General features: G+C 39.5%; 16 protein-coding genes and 2 pseudogenes. 7 read left to right on the forward strand and 11 right to left on the reverse strand.

The window, feature by feature from the left end; translation table 11 throughout:
- The first annotated feature begins 426 nt into the window (after nt 1–426).
- The 3 genes from AMD01_RS17840 (at nt 427) to AMD01_RS17850 (ending at nt 2,944) form a co-directional block, all read left to right on the forward strand.
- Nucleotides 427–1,923, forward strand: a complete 1,497-nt coding sequence (locus AMD01_RS17840) for a UDP-N-acetylmuramoyl-L-alanyl-D-glutamate--2,6-diaminopimelate ligase (RefSeq protein ID WP_053402803.1) — start codon at nt 427–429, stop codon at nt 1,921–1,923.
- Between the two features lie 514 nt (nt 1,924–2,437).
- Complete coding sequence (locus AMD01_RS17845; RefSeq protein ID WP_053402804.1) at nt 2,438–2,662, forward strand: hypothetical protein; 225 nt, start codon at nt 2,438–2,440, stop codon at nt 2,660–2,662.
- 21 nt (nt 2,663–2,683) lie between these two features.
- Nucleotides 2,684–2,944, forward strand: a complete 261-nt coding sequence (locus AMD01_RS17850; RefSeq protein WP_053402805.1) for a hypothetical protein — start codon at nt 2,684–2,686, stop codon at nt 2,942–2,944.
- 35 nt (nt 2,945–2,979) lie between these two features.
- On the opposite strand, the gene kynA is transcribed toward AMD01_RS17850, so the two are convergent.
- The 3 genes and pseudogenes from kynA to AMD01_RS17865 form a co-directional block, all read right to left on the reverse strand.
- Entirely contained in the window at nt 2,980–3,828 is an 849-nt protein-coding gene (gene kynA, locus AMD01_RS17855) for a tryptophan 2,3-dioxygenase (protein ID WP_053402806.1), read from the reverse strand.
- 24 nt (nt 3,829–3,852) lie between these two features.
- On the reverse strand, nt 3,853–5,127 hold the full coding sequence (gene kynU, locus AMD01_RS17860) for a kynureninase (RefSeq protein WP_157052784.1): 1,275 nt from the start codon (nt 5,125–5,127) through the stop codon (nt 3,853–3,855).
- Between the two features lie 117 nt (nt 5,128–5,244).
- A pseudogene (locus tag AMD01_RS17865) lies at nt 5,245–5,520 on the reverse strand (amidase); the annotation flags it as partial.
- Between the two features lie 425 nt (nt 5,521–5,945).
- On the opposite strand from AMD01_RS17865, the gene AMD01_RS17870 reads away from it, so the two are divergent.
- Together AMD01_RS17870 and AMD01_RS17875 are read left to right on the forward strand one after the other, a co-directional pair.
- On the forward strand, nt 5,946–7,298 hold the full coding sequence (locus AMD01_RS17870; protein WP_053402809.1) for a 3' terminal RNA ribose 2'-O-methyltransferase Hen1: 1,353 nt from the start codon (nt 5,946–5,948) through the stop codon (nt 7,296–7,298).
- Nucleotides 7,299–7,300: 2 nt separating this feature from the next.
- Nucleotides 7,301–9,895, forward strand: coding sequence for a polynucleotide kinase-phosphatase (locus tag AMD01_RS17875; protein WP_053402810.1), 2,595 nt, complete (start codon nt 7,301–7,303; stop codon nt 9,893–9,895).
- Between the two features lie 64 nt (nt 9,896–9,959).
- Here the strand turns inward: AMD01_RS17875 and AMD01_RS17880 are convergent, their stop codons facing one another.
- From AMD01_RS17880 to AMD01_RS17890, 3 genes are all read right to left on the reverse strand, one after another.
- The gene (locus tag AMD01_RS17880; RefSeq protein WP_342667004.1) at nt 9,960–10,919 is read right to left on the reverse strand and encodes a GGDEF domain-containing protein; all 960 of its coding nucleotides are present in this window, start codon (nt 10,917–10,919) and stop codon (nt 9,960–9,962) included.
- Between the two features lie 206 nt (nt 10,920–11,125).
- Nucleotides 11,126–11,821 (reverse strand): endonuclease V, encoded by a 696-nt coding sequence (locus AMD01_RS17885; protein ID WP_053402877.1) that lies wholly within the window; start codon nt 11,819–11,821, stop codon nt 11,126–11,128.
- A 19-nt stretch (nt 11,822–11,840) separates the two neighbouring features.
- Nucleotides 11,841–12,305 (reverse strand): SRPBCC family protein, encoded by a 465-nt coding sequence (locus tag AMD01_RS17890; RefSeq protein WP_053402812.1) that lies wholly within the window; start codon nt 12,303–12,305, stop codon nt 11,841–11,843.
- A gap of 447 nt (nt 12,306–12,752) precedes the next feature.
- On the opposite strand from AMD01_RS17890, the gene AMD01_RS17895 reads away from it, so the two are divergent.
- Nucleotides 12,753–13,592 (forward strand): nucleotidyltransferase domain-containing protein, encoded by an 840-nt coding sequence (locus AMD01_RS17895; protein ID WP_053402813.1) that lies wholly within the window; start codon nt 12,753–12,755, stop codon nt 13,590–13,592.
- A 97-nt stretch (nt 13,593–13,689) separates the two neighbouring features.
- Here the strand turns inward: AMD01_RS17895 and AMD01_RS17900 are convergent.
- Together AMD01_RS17900 and AMD01_RS17905 are read right to left on the reverse strand one after the other, a co-directional pair.
- Nucleotides 13,690–14,007 (reverse strand): annotated as a pseudogene (locus tag AMD01_RS17900) (SMI1/KNR4 family protein); the annotation flags it as partial.
- Between the two features lie 35 nt (nt 14,008–14,042).
- Nucleotides 14,043–14,933: a LysR family transcriptional regulator gene (locus AMD01_RS17905; RefSeq protein WP_053402815.1), complete on the reverse strand. Its 891-nt coding sequence runs from the start codon at nt 14,931–14,933 to the stop codon at nt 14,043–14,045.
- Nucleotides 14,934–15,214: 281 nt separating this feature from the next.
- On the opposite strand from AMD01_RS17905, the gene AMD01_RS17910 reads away from it, so the two are divergent.
- The gene (locus AMD01_RS17910; protein WP_053402816.1) at nt 15,215–16,384 is read left to right on the forward strand and encodes an MFS transporter; all 1,170 of its coding nucleotides are present in this window, start codon (nt 15,215–15,217) and stop codon (nt 16,382–16,384) included.
- Between the two features lie 168 nt (nt 16,385–16,552).
- Here the strand turns inward: AMD01_RS17910 and AMD01_RS24790 are convergent, their stop codons facing one another.
- From AMD01_RS24790 to AMD01_RS17920, 3 genes are all read right to left on the reverse strand, one after another.
- Nucleotides 16,553–16,729 (reverse strand): DUF4367 domain-containing protein, encoded by a 177-nt coding sequence (locus AMD01_RS24790; protein ID WP_245638977.1) that lies wholly within the window; start codon nt 16,727–16,729, stop codon nt 16,553–16,555.
- Between the two features lie 30 nt (nt 16,730–16,759).
- A complete protein-coding gene (locus tag AMD01_RS24795; RefSeq protein WP_245638972.1) occupies nt 16,760–17,035 on the reverse strand; it encodes a hypothetical protein in 276 nt (91 codons plus the stop codon).
- A 123-nt stretch (nt 17,036–17,158) separates the two neighbouring features.
- Complete coding sequence (locus AMD01_RS17920; RefSeq protein WP_053402817.1) at nt 17,159–17,860, reverse strand: hypothetical protein; 702 nt, start codon at nt 17,858–17,860, stop codon at nt 17,159–17,161.
- Between the last annotated feature and the right edge of the window lie 166 nt (nt 17,861–18,026).

Raw genomic sequence — 18,026 nt, forward strand, 5'->3', positions numbered from 1 at the left:
AAAAGCGGAATGAACGTTCATTCCGCTTTTAAGTATAGAAAAGATGTTTTTCCGAGTAAAAAGATAACCTTTATCTTTTTAGCAAAAGGTTCCAATAATCTAGATATTAACCATAATAAGGAATATTTTTAAGACTTTTCGAACAATTCTTCCCTGAAATTATTTGATTATTTATGCACTTTACATAACCATTTTTATCCATCATCTATTTTTTCGAAAAGATGGAAGTTAATTAATTGTTAAAAAAGGTTTCATCTTAACAAAAAAAGAGTATATGAATATGAGGACAAAAAAGTTGAGATAGTAAATATAAAAAGAAAACTGGACGTTTCTTGTATTTACCAACACATTGAGACGGTCATTACTATTTACCTTTATTCGATAAACGTGTTACCTTTTTTAAAAATTTAAAACGTGAGGGTGCGTATGAATATTTATTTTGAACAACTAGATTTACCATTTAACGAAATTTTTGGACCAACAACCCAATACATTACACATTTAGCATATGACTCTCGTCTCGTCCAAAAAGACGGTATATTCTTCAGTATTAAAGGTGAAAACCATGATGGTCATGAATATATTTCAGATGCTGTGAAAAAGGGAGCCGTTACCGTTGTTGGGACAAGCTCTTATCAATTAAAACAGCTCAGTAAACGATTTCCACATTGTACGTTTCTAGTCGTAGACAATGTGCGCTTTTTTATGGCACATTTTTCAAAATATTTCTATGGAAATTCAGATGATAAGTTAAAAACGATCGGTGTTACGGGGACGAACGGCAAAACCACCGTTGCTGCATACGTCAGGTCTCTCCTAACACTTCTTCATTTGCCAACAGGATCAATTGGAACAACCGGCATTTGGTCGTCTAAGCAAAAGCTCGTATACGCTAAAAGCACACCGACTACTCCTGAGTCGACAGATTTGCATCACATTTTTCATGATCTTCTCTCTCTACATGATCAGGCTGCCGTTATGGAAGTGTCGTCCATCGCCCTTGATCAACAGCGCGTAGAAGGCATGACGTTTGATGTAGCCATTCATACGAATTTTTCTGAAGAACACTTGGAATACCATAAAACAATGGAGCATTACAAGCAGTCGAAAATGAGATTGTTTCAACAGGCTAAGAGCGCGGTTGTCAACGTTGAAGATGAAGGAATGGGCGATGATTTATTGCAGACGTTCACAGGACGTATGGTCACCTACAGCATTTCAGAGGGCGTTCCCGCTATGCTTCAAGCTCGATATCTAACAACGACAAGCGCTGGTACAGCATTTGATTTACATTTCAAAGGAAATCGCTATGAGGTATTTGCTCCTGTGTACGGAGATTACAACATCGCAAACGTCCTGTCTGCCATCGGAACGGCTCTTCTCCTCGGGTACCATATTGAAAACATTTTGGACGTGCTCCCAAATCTTGAAAGTCCCGAAGGTCGCTTTCAAGTTATTCAAGGGCCGAATAATCAGCGCGTAATTTTAGACTACGCGCATACGCCCGTGGCACTAACACGCCTCCTACACGAGGTGAAAAAGCTTCCTCATAATCGACTCATTCTAATGATTGCGGGAATTGGGATACGTGATTTTAATAAAATGCCAAAAATGGCTCGAGTAGCAGAAGGACAGGCTGATGAAATTGTGGTAACGGTGGATCACCCAGGGTTTCATGATCCAAACATCATCGTCGACAACGTGATAGCAGGATTCTCTGATCCACATCACCCGAACATCCATCGCGCTCCTACTCGCAGAGAAGGTGTCCTAACATCGCTATCTCTTGGTGAAGAAAATGACATTATTCTCTTAACAAGCGGCTGTATAAACGGCGCTCAGCTTGTGAAGGGTGAAGCGATTCCTCATTCTGATGAAGCGATTATTGACGCTTATTATGCATCTGTATTATTAAAAGGATGAATGAAGGGCACCTCCCTTGGATGGTAGGTGCCCTTTCATATTGTTCCGCTTTCTTAGAAACATTTGCTGTCCCCTTCTTTTAAAAAACGAGTAAATCGTTTGAGCAAAATACCTTAACCATTTTTGGTACGGTTATTTTTAGGTTGCATTCTTTTGCCCCCATTGAGCCTTTTTACGAGTTCAATATTTTTTGTCATAAACCAATACTTATGTAAATATTTAGATCCTACGAAAATATAGAAAATGCTAAAGTATGAATAGAAAATCATGAAAAGGGATACTTTGATGCCTATCCATAACTCTCCCAACACATCTAAAATTGAAATGACAATGACAAGAACTAATAGAGTGTGTAGTGTTACAATTCCCCATCATTTTATTGATTATTTTTAACTATTCTTCATCGCATTTATTTATGTCTTTTGCAGGATATCTTAAATTTTACATTATTTGTATAATAGCATCTTGTATATACTCTTCAAGATACTCATCACAAACAAAAAGGAGAAAAAGCATGAACAACTTTGTGAGAGGTTTTCTCGTATCAGGCCTTATGACTTTTTTAATTCCTTTTGTCTTGTTAGTCATTTGGTTTCTCTCAACTTCCATCGATGAACCTTCTGATGCAGACGGACTCGGTTTCGCAATCGTATACGGATTGTTTGGCTTCGGGGCTTTAGGTATTGTCGTTGGGCTTGTTGGTGGACTTTTATTCATGGCCCTTCAAAACGGAGAGTAGCTACTAAGGAGGTTAGATTGAATGAAAAAAATGCTTCACTTCATTGCAGGATTTCTCGTAACAAGCGTTCTGACTGTTGTCATTCCGTTGGTTCTCTTGTTTATCATCCTCGTTTCCCAACCAAATGACAGTGATCCGTCAAGTGGCGTAGCTGGAGGATTTGGGATGGCTCTTGCGTTTGGATTACTTACGTATATAGCACCAGTGACAGGCATCGTAGGTGGAGTTGTGTGGTCGGTAAGGATGTCCCGTCGAAACGAAGAAAAACAGCAACTACACTAAGAGAGAGTACTGTTCGTACTCCCTCTTTTGTGTGCTTAAATTTTCGTCCGTAAATTCCATAGTTCAGGGAAAAAGTGTTGATCAAGCGCGCGTTTCAAGTACATGACGCCTGATGATCCTCCCGTTCCCTGCTTGTGGCCGATAATACGCTCAACCGTACTCATATGATTAAAGCGCCATATTTGCTGCTGATGACCAACATCCACTAATTTTTCAGCCAGCTCATACAAATCCCAATATTTTTCAACATCTCGGTAAACCGTCAGCCACGCTTCTTCGACACTTTCATTTGGTTCATACATTTTAGCATAATCACGGCTTAGCGCGGCATCATCTACTTTTAATCCTCGCTTCACCAGCGCATGGATCGATGCGTCGTATAGACTCGGCTCACGAAGAGCTTCCTGCATTTTTTCATACAGCGGCTGATCATGTTTATACACAGCAAGCATGTGCTCATTTTTATTTCCTAACGCAAATTCAATTAAGCGGTTTTGATAGGACTGAAATCCTGATGACTGTCCGAGTTTATCACGAAACTCCATATATTCTGCTGGCGTTAACGTCGATAAAATGCTCCATGATTGAATCAGCTGCTGCTGAATACGTGACACGCGCGATAGCATTTTAAAAGAAGGTTCAAGATTGTTTTGTTTGATACAAGCAGTCGCGGCACTTAGCTCGTGTAAAATAAGCTTCATCCACAGTTCAGAAGATTGATGAATGATAATAAATAGCATTTCATCGTGATGATCTGAGAGACGGTGTTGACTGCTTAAAATTTCATCCAGGTGAAGATAATCTCCGTACGACATGTTCTGCTGAAAATCAGATTGAATTCGGTTTTTTACTTCCATTGACCTTTTCTGTTCCCCGTTTGTCATCAGCTTATTTCCCCTTTAATTTTATTAAGCCACAACTTCTCGCTCATTTTTAAATTTTTCATACTGCTTTTCTGTCATAATTCTTTTTAACGTCTGAACCACGTTCCACACGTCTTCGTAGGTTGTGTATAGGGCTATAGGTGCTAGTCGAATAATATTGGGTGCACGAAAATCCGGTATAATGCCATTCTCCTTTAGAGCCTTACAAATGCGAGCCGCCTCTTTATGCTCCAAACTCACATGACCACCTAAGCGAGATTCTTCGCGCGGACTTCCAATATAAAACTCAAATCCTGAAAGCTCTTGTTCAAGCAGGCTCATTAAATATTGCGTCATATGAAGTGATTTTTGACGGATATTTTCAATTCCTGCTTCTGCAAAGATCTCAAGCGATCCAATTAGCGGAGCTACGCTTAATACGTGCGGTGTACCGATTTGATAAGCGCCTGCATGCTCAGCTGGTGTCAGCATATGCTCCATATCAAACTGCTTGTCTTTTCGTGATCCAAACCACCCCGCAAGACCAGGCGACGTTCCGAAATGACGTTTGTTCACATATAAAGACCCCACTGCACCAGGACCTCCATTTAAATGTTTATAATTGCACCAATAAGCAAAATCGACATCCCATTCACTAAAAGAATGCGGAACGGCACCGACAGAATGGCAGCCGTCAAAACCAATCAGAATGCCTCTTTTATGCGCCTCTTCTGTTAACCGTTTTATATCTAACACTTGACCACTTCGGTATAAAACAGTTGGCAAAATAACAAGTGCGATTTCAGTTGTCATTTCTTCAATAATATCGTCCTCTTCTAAAAAACGACCGTCTCGGCTTTTTACCTGTACGAGGTGTTCTGTTGGCTCATAGCCGTGCGTTTGAAGATGACTTTGAATGGCATAAATGTCAGACGGAAACGTCAGCTCATCGGCTAAGATCTTTGTTCGATCACCTCTTGGCTGATAAAAGGTAGCTAGAATTTGATGAAGATTGACCGTTGTAGATCCTGTAACGATCACTTCGTCAGGTAATGCCCCGACTAAGGGAGCCATTTTCTCACCTAGCGTTTCTGATAACGAGAACCACGGATAACTCCCCTGCATCCACCCATCAATTCCATGTTCTTTCCAGTCATTTAAAGAGGCTAAAAGCGTTTTTTCAGCACGCTTTGATAATAATCCAAGTGAATTTCCATCCATATAAATGGAATTCTCCTTTATGTAAAACTCTTCTCGAAAACGACGTAGCGAATCATGTTGATCAAACTCTTTCGCCTGCTCAATCGTCCTTACTTTCATTGTTCTCATCCCCTTTGTTTTGTTCACTATATGAAAAGGTTATCAAGCAAAATATGGGAGTGTCAACACATATATCATAAGTAGTTAAGGTCTCATGTGCATCGCTGGCAGCCTACGCTAAAAACGTGGGCTTTTTCGGTGCTTCGTTTTTTGCTCAAAAGCATACGCAAGCTGAATCAACTTCTTTTCTGAAAACGCTCCACCAGCAAACGTAATGCCAAATGGCCGTTCAGACGCCTGATAACCAGCAGGAACGGCGATCGACGGATAACCTGCCTTTGCACTAATTGTCGAGTTTAGATAAGCAGGAAACACAATGGCATCTAGTCCATATTTTTTTAGAGTGTAATCAATTCCTTCTTCTTGAGCATAGTACAAATCGTCTAATTTTGCGTGAATGTTAGAAATATTGTAACCTCCTAGTCTCCCTATTAGTTCTCCTTGTATTCCGTTCTCTCCTCTTTTACAAAAGATGCGCGCTCTCTATTTACTTTCATAAGCATCTATCATACTATTAATTGGAAAATATTAGATTTTTATTAAAAGGTGATGAAAATGAAACGATTGTTAGCATGGATAGATTACCCCTACAAATTTCACGCATGGCCTTCTGTGGCAGTATATTACGTTAACAAATCCAAAAGCAATTTGGACGGATGATTGAATCTACATTTTGATGAGCGCTCATGCTTCTTTACGTAAAATCCCTTTTAAAACAAGTAATCTCTACAATATATGGTAATCTATTAACATATCATGAATTTTGAAAATTTGGACATACATCCACTTTTATACTCACTTATGAAAGAAGGGTCTTTATGCAACTTACTATTAAAGCAAGCGGGGAAAACGCAGATGCCATTTCATATTTATTGGCTAAAAATCCAAACAACCTGTATGAACGCATGCATAACGGACACCTCGTCCGAATGTTTTACACAGCATGTACGCAAGAAAAATTGGACGTGACGTTTTTTGTCACGCCTGATTCAATTGAATTATCGAGAAATCGTTCTGAAATATACGACATTACTTCTTATATTAACGACCGCGAATTTGCTGTTAGCAGTATTTTTTGCACGCTTTTACGAACTTCTCTTGGAACGGCACTAAACGGCAAACCGAAGGAAGAATATCAGAAATGGGTGGATCATCAATTTGCCTTTCAGTTTGAATTTGGTCCTTTAGCTTCTGATCTGTCAGACGAGCAAATCAAAAACCTATTTGAACCGCTGGGCTATTCCGTATCTGTTACATACGGTTCAAATGATTATCGCTTTTCAATGACAAAACAAAGCGCTGCACGGTCTATTACCTTAGAGGGATTTGTCACGTTGCAAAATGGGCTTCGTCAGCTGTTTGTCTTAATTCCCGTATTGGATAACTATAAGCACTATTTTATTGATGAAAAAGAAGTGGAAAAAATCACACGGTATGGAGAAGGATGGTTAGACAAGCATCCGGAACGAAATTTCATCTTCGAACGTGGGCTTCGGTTCAAAGAAATGATTCGTTTAGTAGAAAACACAACATCTTCATCAGAGGAGTTACCGCCTGTAAGCACCTCTATTCGTTTAAATGACCAGCGCTATGAGAAAATTATTCAGGTTATTCAATCGTTAGAAGCTCACCAGCATATCGTCGACTTTGGATCTGGTGAAGGAAAATTGTCGGTTCAGCTTGGATTTGTAGAGGGGGTGAAGGAAATTCTCGCAGTAGAGCCTTCACAGCGGTCTATTCTTCAAGCACGACATCGATTTGAAAAAGCTTCTGCTGAAGAAGGGTTTCTACTTCCTACTTCCATCACAGGTTCCCTTTTTTACTACGATGAGCGATTCATGAAAAAAGATGTGATGATTTTATGCGAAGTTATTGAGCATATTGATGAGCATCGCCTACCAAAAGTGATGGATACAATTCTCCATCACTATCAACCACGTACGCTCATCGTTACGACGCCAAATGCAGACTACAATTCTGTGTACAATCTCGGCAAAGATTACCGCCATGATGATCACCGGTTTGAGTGGTCACGCGATGAGTTTACACAGTGGTGTGATACCCAAAATCATCAGAATAACTACCAGCTTGCATTTAATGGCATCGGCACCAAACACGACGAATACGGAACCCCAACACAAATGTGTATATTCACCAGAAAGGAGCAATAACGATGAATCTCTATATCCCCTATTCAGGAATTATATTATTCGTTGGTCCTTCTAATAGTGGAAAGTCCACGCTTATACAAGAACTCATTCAGAAACAGCAAATTCTTTCATCAGAAGTGGTAAGCTCTGATACGTTTCGGGTTCTGACAAGCGATATTGAATTCATGGATTGGACAAACAGACCAAAAGACGAGGCAGATGTACTTTACGATCACTATCAGCAAATTTCAAAAGCAGCATTTACGCTGATGGACTCACTAATTGAAGCAAGATGTAAGCTTAACAAAGTTACATTTGTTGATGCTACACACCTTCATCCCGATGACCGAAAAAAATATATTGAGATGGGAAGACGCCACCATGTTCCTGTCGTCGCTATCGTATTAGACGTTGATCAAGATACGTTATTAGCGCGTGATCAAAATCGGGACAACCCAAGAGGCAAACGTCGCATCAAGCAACAGTATCAAGTATTCAAGCGTGAAAAACGTTTTATGAAAAAAGAAGGCTATCGCTCTGTGTATGTTCTTTCAAACGACAAGAACTTCACATTTGTTCGAGAGAAACGTAATCCTCTGGAAATTGATGCGTCAAACGGTATTGATATTATCGGAGACATCCACGGGTGCTATGATGAAATGATTGAACTTTTAGAAAAGCTTGGGTATCAAAAAAATGAGGAATCCTACTTTATTCATCCAGAAGGCCGCAAGTTTTTATCACTCGGTGATATTATGAGCCGTGGACCAAAATCACTTCAAACGATGACGTTTTTCAGTCGTCACATTAAAAAAGGGCTTGGCTACATGATTGATAGCAACCACGGTTGGAAGATTGCTCGCTGGCTTGACGGTCGCAACGTTATGTTAAGTCATGGCGATGAACGGGTTGAAAAGGAACTTCAGCAGTTTCAACAAGAATCTGGTAACGAGGAAACAGCGAATTTAAAACAGAATTTAAAAGAAATGCTGATGAATACTCCTTCTCATTACATCTTAACGAAAAACGGGGTGGCGACCCTTGTCTGTACACACGCAGGAATTAAAGATGAATTTATCGGAAAACAATCGCAAATTATTTCCGATTTCTGTCGTTACGGCGAGTCGGATGGATTTCATGAAAGCGGAAAACCAATTCGAAAAGATTGGTCCACTCATCACGCGACATCAACTCTTATCGTATGGGGACACGATCCGAAAAAGAAACCGCTGACTGTACACAATACGGTAAATATCGACCAAGGCGTCGTATTCGGTGGAGAACTAACAGCGCTTCGCTATCCGGAACAAGAATTTGTAGCAGTACAGGCGAAAAAAGATTACTCAAACAGCGAGCAAAATCCATTAAAGGAACTTGCAGCACAGCGCTTAAATCCACCGAACATTGCGAAGTTCTTAAACGGCTATTCTGTTTCAACGCGAGATTCAAACGACGTTCGCATTCCAAAAGAGCATATTATCCCAGCGCTCGACACGGTGTCTCATTTCACAGTGCCAATTGAAGAACTGGTGTACATCCCACCTACGATGAGTCCTACGCCTACTCCTTCTCCTTTGCCTGATTATCTAGAGCATCCAAAGGAAGCGATTGAGTATTACCGAAAGCTTGGTATAACAACTATGGTCGCTGAGAAAAAGCATATGGGGAGTCGCGGAATACTGCTTCTTTTTAAAGATCCAGAGGCTGCAAAAAAACATATCGGTCGGGAAACATTAGGAACCATTTATACGCGAACAGGAAGACGATTTTTCAAAGCGGACACGGAGAAAAATGTCCTTTTACAAATAAACCAAAGTCTTCGTGAGCACGGTTATTTTGAAAAATATGATACAGAATACGTCCTTCTAGATGCGGAAATTATGCCTTGGAATTTGAAAGCAAAAGAGCTTATTAATAATCAGTATGCACATGTAGCAGAACACGCTCTATTAGACAGAAGCATGCTGCTAGCAAAACTTAAAAACACCCTCCAAGCTACACCTGAACTTGAGTCATGGGTGGACGAGTACGAACAGAAACTTGACCACGCTGAACAATTTAAAGATGTCTTTCAAAAATATTGCTGGGACGTTGAGGATATTAATCGTATACAGATTGCACCATTTCATGTGCTTGCACACAGCAACAGCACCTTCTTTCATAAACCCCACACGTGGCACATGAAAATGAATCAAGCATTTTCTCAAATGGTGGATTTGTTTGTCCAAACTGATTTTATGATCATTTCAGATGAAGACAGCGAAGAGGAAGTTATTAAATGGTGGGAGGACATCACAAGTGACGGACATGAAGGAATTGTCATTAAACCAGAAACGTTTCTCACCTCCGTCAAAGGAAAGGTGATTCAGCCTGCGATTAAAGTACGCGGACAGAAATACTTAAACATCATTTATGGAATGGACTACCTGCTACCTGAGAATCTAAAACGATTAAAAGAGCGGAGCGTATCCAAAAAGCAAAAACTTGCGCTAATGGAATTTTCTCTTGGTTTAGAAGGCGTTCGACGTTTTGTGGATGAAGAAACGACAGAACGCGTTCACGAGTGTGTTCTTGGTACGTTAGCAATGGAGTCCGATCCCGTTGATCCCCGATTATAAAGAAAAAACGCTGTGCGAACGTTTCGCACAGCGTTTTTTCTCATGCTTTTTAATAATGAGCAGGCTACCAAAAGCAATACGTGTTTTTGCCACTGTTCTTTGCTTCATATAACGCATCGTCTGCTTTTTTTAACAAGCTATCCAAATTAGAACCACCAGCCTCATACGGAACAATGCCCACACTCACAGATAAATTCACATCTTGAAGACGATCATCCCAAGCTGACAGCTGAAGAAGTATATAATCGGCTAAATCAGCCAGTTCCCCATTGGTCAGGTGCTTTGAAATGTGCAGAATAAACTCATCTCCTCCGAGACGAACCGCCGTTGCCGGTAGTTTCTTCACGTCAATAATTGAGAGAATTCGATCACCTACTTCTTTTAAAACGCTATCCCCTTCTTCGTGTCCATATACATCGTTTACTTTTTTAAAGCCGTCTAAATCAAGAAAAAGAATAGACCCTGCGAACGAAGCATTTTCCCGAAACATTTTGTCTAGAAAACGACGATTATATAATCCTGTCAAATGATCACGATAAGCCACGCTCTCTAACTCTAAATAGTAAGAAAACATCTTAGCAATTCGTTCCACCATTTTGATGCTTTTTTCATTAAACGTTTTGGCGTCTTGATGAACGGCGCAAAGTGTACCAAATATTCGCCCGTTTCGAAGCACTATTGGAATACCAAGGTACGAATTAATATTAACGTCCGTCAATATTTCTCTAAGATCATTTAAGCAAGGCTCTTTACTAATGTCTTCAAATATTAAAGGCATTCCGCTTTGAAAATCAATGCGACAGCAAACCGTGTCCTGAAGATTAAGAGACATACCTTCCTCAATGCCAATATAATCATTTTCCTCGGAGAGCTGCAGCACAACCTGTTCATTTTCGGTAAATGCACTAAGGTATAATAAACGGTCAGGCAAAATTTCTTTGGCCAAACTTAATATATCGGTTGCTAGTTCATTAAAGTTACTGTATAAGTGTAGTTCCTGTATTGTTATCGTCAATATTACCACCCCAATTTTATATATCATATCGTGGACTACTCTTATCATCTATGATATATACGCTAAACTAAAGGTATGACTTGCCTTCACATGGTCAAGCAGTGTGTAGACCGTTATAACAGCATATATCTCTTCTATCATTTTACCATTTTTTTCTTTTCGTTGCCCACCTAAAATTAGATCGCTTGCATTTAGACCTTTATCAAGTAGCCCTTCTACTTTCCTTCGCTGTTATTATACATTCTTCTCGCTTCATATGTTGCAAGATCTGCATACCGTGTGGTGACAGGCAGACGGCTTTCTTTTTCCACCAAATACATCGTAATTTCTGTAGCCGTATCGAGATCGATCCAGTTTCCACATGAAAGAAACACAGGCTTTACATCCACACGTGTCCGAAGAGCTCGGCCGTAGATGGTGCCATCCACAACAATATCGGTATACGCTCCTTTTTTATTTTCCGGCATTATAAAATCAACGTTTCCAACTTTAAAATACGTCTTTGCGACGCCAATCGTTGGCTTTTCAAGTTCAAAGGATGCATGTGTGGCAATCCCCATATTTCGATGATGCAAATAGCCGTTGCCATCAAACATATAAAGGTCTGGAGCGCTCGTTAGCTTTTTTATCGCCTCTTTAATGAGCGGTAGCTCTCGAAATGCTAGGTAGCCTGGTATATAAGGAAACGTTACCTCCCCTACATATTCTACCGCTTCAACAACTTTTTTCGTTTGATAATCAAGAACCTGTATACAGCACACACCATAATCTGTTTCTCCGTTAGTCCAATACGCAATATCAACACCTGCTACTAGCGCTAGTTGTTGTTTTTCAAACGTATTATGTAAGGAGATTTTTTCTCGATACTCATCTTGAATCGCACGTAGCTGCCTTTCAGAATGATTGTTCATTGCATGTTCACCATACCTTTTATCTTTGTGTTTTGTATTCTTCTGCAATTCGCTTCAGCTCTTGTGCTCGTTGCACGATGAATCGTCGCATATATCGCTTAAGAAAAAGGAGATCGGCACATACACCTAAAAGGCCAAAAGGAGATTTATAAGAAAAGGTATCCGTCATCATTGTTCCATTATCATGCTCATGAAACTTATGAACGTGCGTAAAGGATTGAAACGCTCCTTTTACCATGACATCCGTAAACATCGTAGGGCGCTCCATTTCCACAATTTGAGCGGTCAACCGTTGTCTTACACCAAGATGCTTCGCTTCCCACGTAACCGTATCTCCTTTTTCCATCAGCCCTTCCGTTTTCCCAGCCACAGCTCGTTCTCCTGTCTCACTTGTCGTTTCCATATGAATATCAACATTTCGCGCTAAATCAAAGCAAAGCCAGGTAGGAGCATCAATGTAAATTCGATGAATAATGACCGGCAACGAAATCTCTCCTTTGCTCACGATAGCTTTTTTATAACTATACCATTTCCGCTAAGGTTCAGACGGTTATAAAGCGAAAAACAAAAACCTCAGTCTTTCAGACCAAGGCTTTCCTACTTGTTTTACGTTAAGGGTAATGGTTACTTCTGTCTACCTACTAAACGAGCATATCTCTCTTAAGTAAGATTCCTGCTGACAGCATAAAGGCGATAATTCCTGTGAAGCTTACTGAGCACAGCTCTATTACAAACGAGCTGTTTTGCACCGTAAATTCTCCTGTTAAAAAACCTTAAATAAAGACAATTATACAATTTATAAATGTAGCTACCAAAACTTCTTTGGTAACAAGCTCTGCGTGTGTAAAACAAATTCCGCTTGAAAAAACACCAAATATAACCAATAATTGGAATGAACAAAGACAACAAGGGACTAGAAAGGGAGAAGTATATGATACCGAAAGTTGTAAAGAAAACGATTGATTTGCTAACGGAGGCACTACATAAGCGAAATATTGAAGTAGAAGGGATTTATTTATACGGATCTGTTGCACTAGGAGCTTTTATTGAAGGCTCTAGCGACATTGATTTTATCGCCATTTTAAAAGAACAGCCTTGCGCACAAGGTAGAGAACTGATTTTAGAAGCGCATAAAGAAGTAGAAGTCATCCTTCCTGATACGGATATTATGGGGGCATATATTTTAAAAAGTGAGATTGGCATGTTAGAAGATGAGAGATCTTTTTTACTCACGTATTTTAATAAGGAATTGCATACAAATGGATTTGGTTCAGACCTTAATCCTGTTACGTGGTGGATGGTAACAAACCGAGGCATTCACGTCTATGGATCTGCGCAACTAATTGACTTTAAAATTGAAATGGATCACGTTCTTCCATATGTGATAAATAACCTAAATACGTATTGGAAAGGTACCGTTGAAAAGCTAAAACAGCAGCTAGCTTTTATAGAGGCAGTTGCTCATGAAGAGAGCGTAACAAAACAACTTGATGAAGCCGTGGAATGGTGTTCACTCGGCATGCTTCGTCAGCTTTACACGCTGAAGGAGAAAGATATCACTAGTAAAATTGGTGCTGGATTATATGGACTTGATGTCCTGCCTGAACAATTCCATGAACTTATTCAGGAAGCCATTAGTATTAAAAAACGGCAGCCTATCCGTCACTACAATGACAACAAACAAAGACTAACAGATCTTGTGGAACTTCTAACCTTTATTGAAGCTGAGGCAAATGTGGCATTCAATACGCAAAACGGCGTTCAAGCGTAATATAATTTCACCAAAAGAGTCTTGGCGCTCATTGCGGTAAGACTCTTTTCTTCATTGGTAAATCCATAGATATAATCCTCCTGATCTGAATTCATCCTTAAAACTGAATTCCAATCTCTCCCTTAAGCGCCTTTTCTATATACTCTTCAAAACTGCTAGCAATCCACTTGTCTCCGCCAAAATCAAAATCGAATGAAATGATACCTCCATCAGAATCACTAAAACCTACTGGATTCCCCGCACCATCTATTCCAATGACAACAAAATTCTCATATCCCTTCGGAAGAATGGTCCTAAATCTTAAAGACTGCTCAACAAACGATGGTGTTGAAACCAATTCCGCCTCCCTTAACCCTAACACGATTACTTCCCCCACTCCTCCTGAACCATAGCTTTGAAGAAATTGTTTAAAGCTTTCCCGTAACCGTCCCGTTCAAAAGCTTATTCACGTTAAGAAAATTCTCCTCTCATTTCTTGTAAAAAAGCATTCGCCGCTGCGGAAAAAAGCTGATGCTTTTTCCAAACGATGTTTAGCCCTGATTCGAGACGTGGATGTAACGGTCTAAAACATAGTCTACTACTTTCCGATGTGTTTACGATTTTATCAAGTGTAATCGCATAGCCTATTCCTTCTTCAACCATGAGAGACGCATTAAATGCGAGATTATATGTCGTCACGATATTTAATTTATGAAAATCCTCCCCAAACCAATCGGCGAATTCATTTTTTGAAAACGTCTGCTTCATCGCCTGCCGTGAGCAGATAAGTGGTAGCTCTAGTAAATCCGTTGCTTCAATAGTTTCTTTCTCGGCAAGAGGGCTGTCTTTTCTCATCACCACGCCCCATACGTCTTTGGCAGGTACATTTATATAATTGTATTTGGAAAGATCCGCTGGCTGAATTAAAAGACCAAAGTCAAGCAATCCTTTATCAAGTCGTTCAGTGATGTCTTCTTCATTTCCACTATACAAATGGTAGCGTATCTTTGGATAACGTAGCTGCAAATCTTTTGCCACCTTCGCAATCAGCTTCATCGCCTCCGTTTCGCCACCCCCTATATAGACATCGCCGCTCAACGTTTCTTCCATTGAACTAAATTCACCCTCTAGCTTATCCACCATATTCAGAATTTCTTCTGCTCTCTTTCGAAGAATAATACCCTCCTCTGTGAGAATGACGCTATGACTGCTACGAACAAAGAGTTTTTTTCCAAGCTCTTCTTCCAAATCTTTTAACTGTCTCGATAAAGTGGGCTGCGTAACATGTAAAAAATTAGCCGCCTTCGTAATATTTCCCTCTCTAGCAACAGTAAGAAAATACCTCAACACTCGAAGCTCCATACAAGTCCCTCCTCTTTATTATAGTTAGTGTACATAACAAAGAAATGCTTATCAAGCATTTCAAGATATAAGATATAAGTATTTTCTATATATAAAAATCGCCATTAAAATAGGGGACAACGAAGGTGGTTGGAATTAATACGAATGCTCCTTCCTTGCACTCAGGTGATCTCACGTTTGAACAATGACATTTAACGTTCACGTAATAATTACAAATCCATTCTATTTACACCTTCACACAGCGAGAAATTTAAACATTTTAGAAAGAAGGTCATCCATTTATGTCTAAGAAAAATACGTTACTCCTATTCGTATTAACTTTAGGAGCTTTCGGTATCATCAACACCGAGATGGGGGTTGTTGGAATACTTCCCTACATTGCGGATCATTTTCACATTAGCGTATCAAAAGCTGGCCGGCTCGTCAGTCTCTTTGCGCTTACTGTGTCGATCGCTGGACCGACGATGCCACTGTTGTTCTCAGGAATCAATCGTAAAAAAGCCATGCTAGTTGTACTCGGCATTTTCGTCGTAAGTAATATCGTCTCAATAGTTACAGCAAACTTTACCGTTGCCATAATCGCTCGTATCGTTCCAGCTATTTTTCACCCTATTTATTTTTCAGCCGCACTTACAATGGCTGCAAATTCCGTTCATAAAAAGGATGCTTCAAAGGCCATCTCAAAAGTGTTTATCGGGGTGTCTGCGGGTATGGTACTTGGGGTTCCAATCGCAAGTTTTCTTGCAAGTACTATTTCATTTCAAGCATCCATGGCATTTTTCGCGATTGTCAATGCGATCGTATTTATCGCGACATGGGCACTTTTCCCTTCGATACCTGTCAAAGAAAAGCTGTCTTATGGAGCGCAATTACGTGTATTGAAAAAGCCCATTGTTTGGCTCTCCATTATTGCGGTCCTTTTATTTAATTCAGCCATATTCGGGGTGTATAGCTATCTTGCTGAGTATCTTAAAACCGTAACCCATATCTCCGGAAACATCATTAGCTTCATATTAGTTCTATTTGGTGGCGCAAATATGATTGGAAACATTGTTGGTGGGAAGCTACTTGCCAAAAAACCGATTAAAACCGTCTTTATTTTTCCTTTTGCACTAGGAGTGGTTTATCTCCTTCTATTCTTTATTGGCCAATTTACATGGCTGATGGCAATTATGACACTCGTCTGGGGGATTTTCGCAGGGATTGGTGCAAATATTAATCAATATTGGATTTCATCCGCAGCTCCAGAAGCCCCTGATTTTGCAAATGGATTATTTTTATCTTCCGTTAACTTAGGAACAACGATTGGAACAGCTGTAGGGGGAGCGTTCATTTCAGTGTTAGGGACTCAATACGTTGTACTAGTAGGGATTTTATCGTTAGTCGTAAGCATTATTTTTGTTTGGCTCAGAAATTACATGAATCGTCCGATCACACAACTTGCTAAATAAGTCATGCATTTCATTTTTTTACGGGAGTCTCGTCTAGGCTCCCCTATTAATCCACACGGTCACTGGTGAACAGACGTTTCCGATCAGCAATAAATCAGCAGACAAAAAAAGCAATGGAATTGGTTCTCCCTTGCTTTTTTTTAGTCTTTAAAGTAGGTTTTTACAACGCTATTTCATTGACCTTGCGATTTCTAACATTCGTTCCTTCGATAATCTTGAACTGTTCATCTCTACATAAGTTCCGCCTTGCGTCCAATGAAGTAAACCGCCAGTAATTTTATTTCCGTTCTTATCTACTTTACCGCTATCTTCCCATCCCTGAAAATAACCTTTGTGTCCGTTAATATCTACCTGTTGAGCATAAGGAAAATCTTTTTAACATAGCGGAAATACCCTTCTGAGATGAATAGCGACCATCAACTCGGTATCCTTGCTATCCATATAATGAAGCATTATCCAAGGTGATGTCTTAATATCTAACGTCCAATCATTTGGAATATTGACAGGAGTCAAAACCGTAAAGTCTACTTCTTTCTTTATTTCAGAGATCGTTTTACTGTCATGATTATACTTAATCTCTTTAGCAACCGTTAACTCCGGATAATGGTACAACAAAGTTAGAATAACGAATACACGAATAAGGGTTTTCAATTTATCACCTCAAGTGAATTGGAAATACAGCAGCAATGTACACTGAACTGTCACCTATTAGTAAACCGTTCTTTGGTTGCTTAATATTGCGTATAGATAATAGCCTTTTCTTCCAATTTACCATTACAGAGGGCCGTAAAAAGGATTTTGTTTAATGCTGTGATAAAATTGAATTGTTTGTACTTGATACATATTATTTTTGTACGCATACCCCATGACAATATCTCCAAGAAAACCCGCATCTGATATTTGACCACTTAGTCTAACCATGAGAGTATTGTGGATTACTTCATAATCTACAATACTTCCGAAGGCTACATCGTCAAATAGGTTTCCATGTTTACTTTCAACAGGCGCTATATCTACTTTATAGTTCTTTTCTCTTGTACGGATCTCCGCTTCTACATTTGATAGCTTCGTTCTTACATTCTTATAAACAACGGCTAAAGGATTATCAACAAGAACCTCAAATAACTCGTTGTTAATGATATGAAACACATGGATCTCTTCCAACAGGACACCCGTTCCATATCCTGTAGTTAAGATAATTATTAGCTCTTTCTTGTGATCATGGTTAATGTCGGTATAATAAATTTGCGGCGCATAAGTGGGATTTGTTTCGTTATTCCAGAAAGGATTTGTGTAGATACCACCTTTAAAATTTATTTTTAATCCTCTGTATAGTCCCTCCAATTTCTTGCTGTAAAGAGTGATATTTTCTTCACTATTACGGCTAACCATCTCATATCCATCATTTTCTGCGGCTGTAATACTACCGGGAAGCAAAAGAAGGAATCCAATTAGAAAACTGATACAAGTCTTCACAGACAACACCTCATTTTAGTGTTTCCTACTAAACCCACGGAAATGTAATGTAGTCATAAAACGAATAAAAGCTATATATGTCAAATCGTAATAACACCTTTAAATGTATTGCTAAAGCGAAAAAATAGGCGTATCAACTTTTCTGTTGATACACCTTAAAAAGATA

This window comes from Priestia koreensis, from assembly GCF_001274935.1.
Taxonomy (GTDB): domain Bacteria; phylum Bacillota; class Bacilli; order Bacillales; family Bacillaceae_H; genus Bacillus_AG; species Bacillus_AG koreensis.

What these genes read in the sequence shown, in the direction of transcription:
- AMD01_RS17840 (WP_053402803.1), top strand. Translation starts at nt 427, where the DNA reads ATGAATATTTATTTTGAACAACTAGATTTACCATTTAACGAAATTTTT.
- AMD01_RS17845 (WP_053402804.1), top strand. Translation starts at nt 2,438, where the DNA reads ATGAACAACTTTGTGAGAGGTTTTCTCGTATCAGGCCTTATGACTTTT.
- AMD01_RS17850 (WP_053402805.1), top strand. Translation starts at nt 2,684, where the DNA reads ATGAAAAAAATGCTTCACTTCATTGCAGGATTTCTCGTAACAAGCGTT.
- kynA (WP_053402806.1), bottom strand. Translation starts at nt 3,828, where the DNA reads ATGACAAACGGGGAACAGAAAAGGTCAATGGAAGTAAAAAACCGAATT.
- kynU (WP_157052784.1), bottom strand. Translation starts at nt 5,127, where the DNA reads ATGAAAGTAAGGACGATTGAGCAGGCGAAAGAGTTTGATCAACATGAT.
- AMD01_RS17870 (WP_053402809.1), top strand. Translation starts at nt 5,946, where the DNA reads ATGCAACTTACTATTAAAGCAAGCGGGGAAAACGCAGATGCCATTTCA.
- AMD01_RS17875 (WP_053402810.1), top strand. Translation starts at nt 7,301, where the DNA reads ATGAATCTCTATATCCCCTATTCAGGAATTATATTATTCGTTGGTCCT.
- AMD01_RS17885 (WP_053402877.1), bottom strand. Translation starts at nt 11,821, where the DNA reads ATGAACAATCATTCTGAAAGGCAGCTACGTGCGATTCAAGATGAGTAT.
- AMD01_RS17895 (WP_053402813.1), top strand. Translation starts at nt 12,753, where the DNA reads ATGATACCGAAAGTTGTAAAGAAAACGATTGATTTGCTAACGGAGGCA.
- AMD01_RS17905 (WP_053402815.1), bottom strand. Translation starts at nt 14,933, where the DNA reads ATGGAGCTTCGAGTGTTGAGGTATTTTCTTACTGTTGCTAGAGAGGGA.
- AMD01_RS17910 (WP_053402816.1), top strand. Translation starts at nt 15,215, where the DNA reads ATGTCTAAGAAAAATACGTTACTCCTATTCGTATTAACTTTAGGAGCT.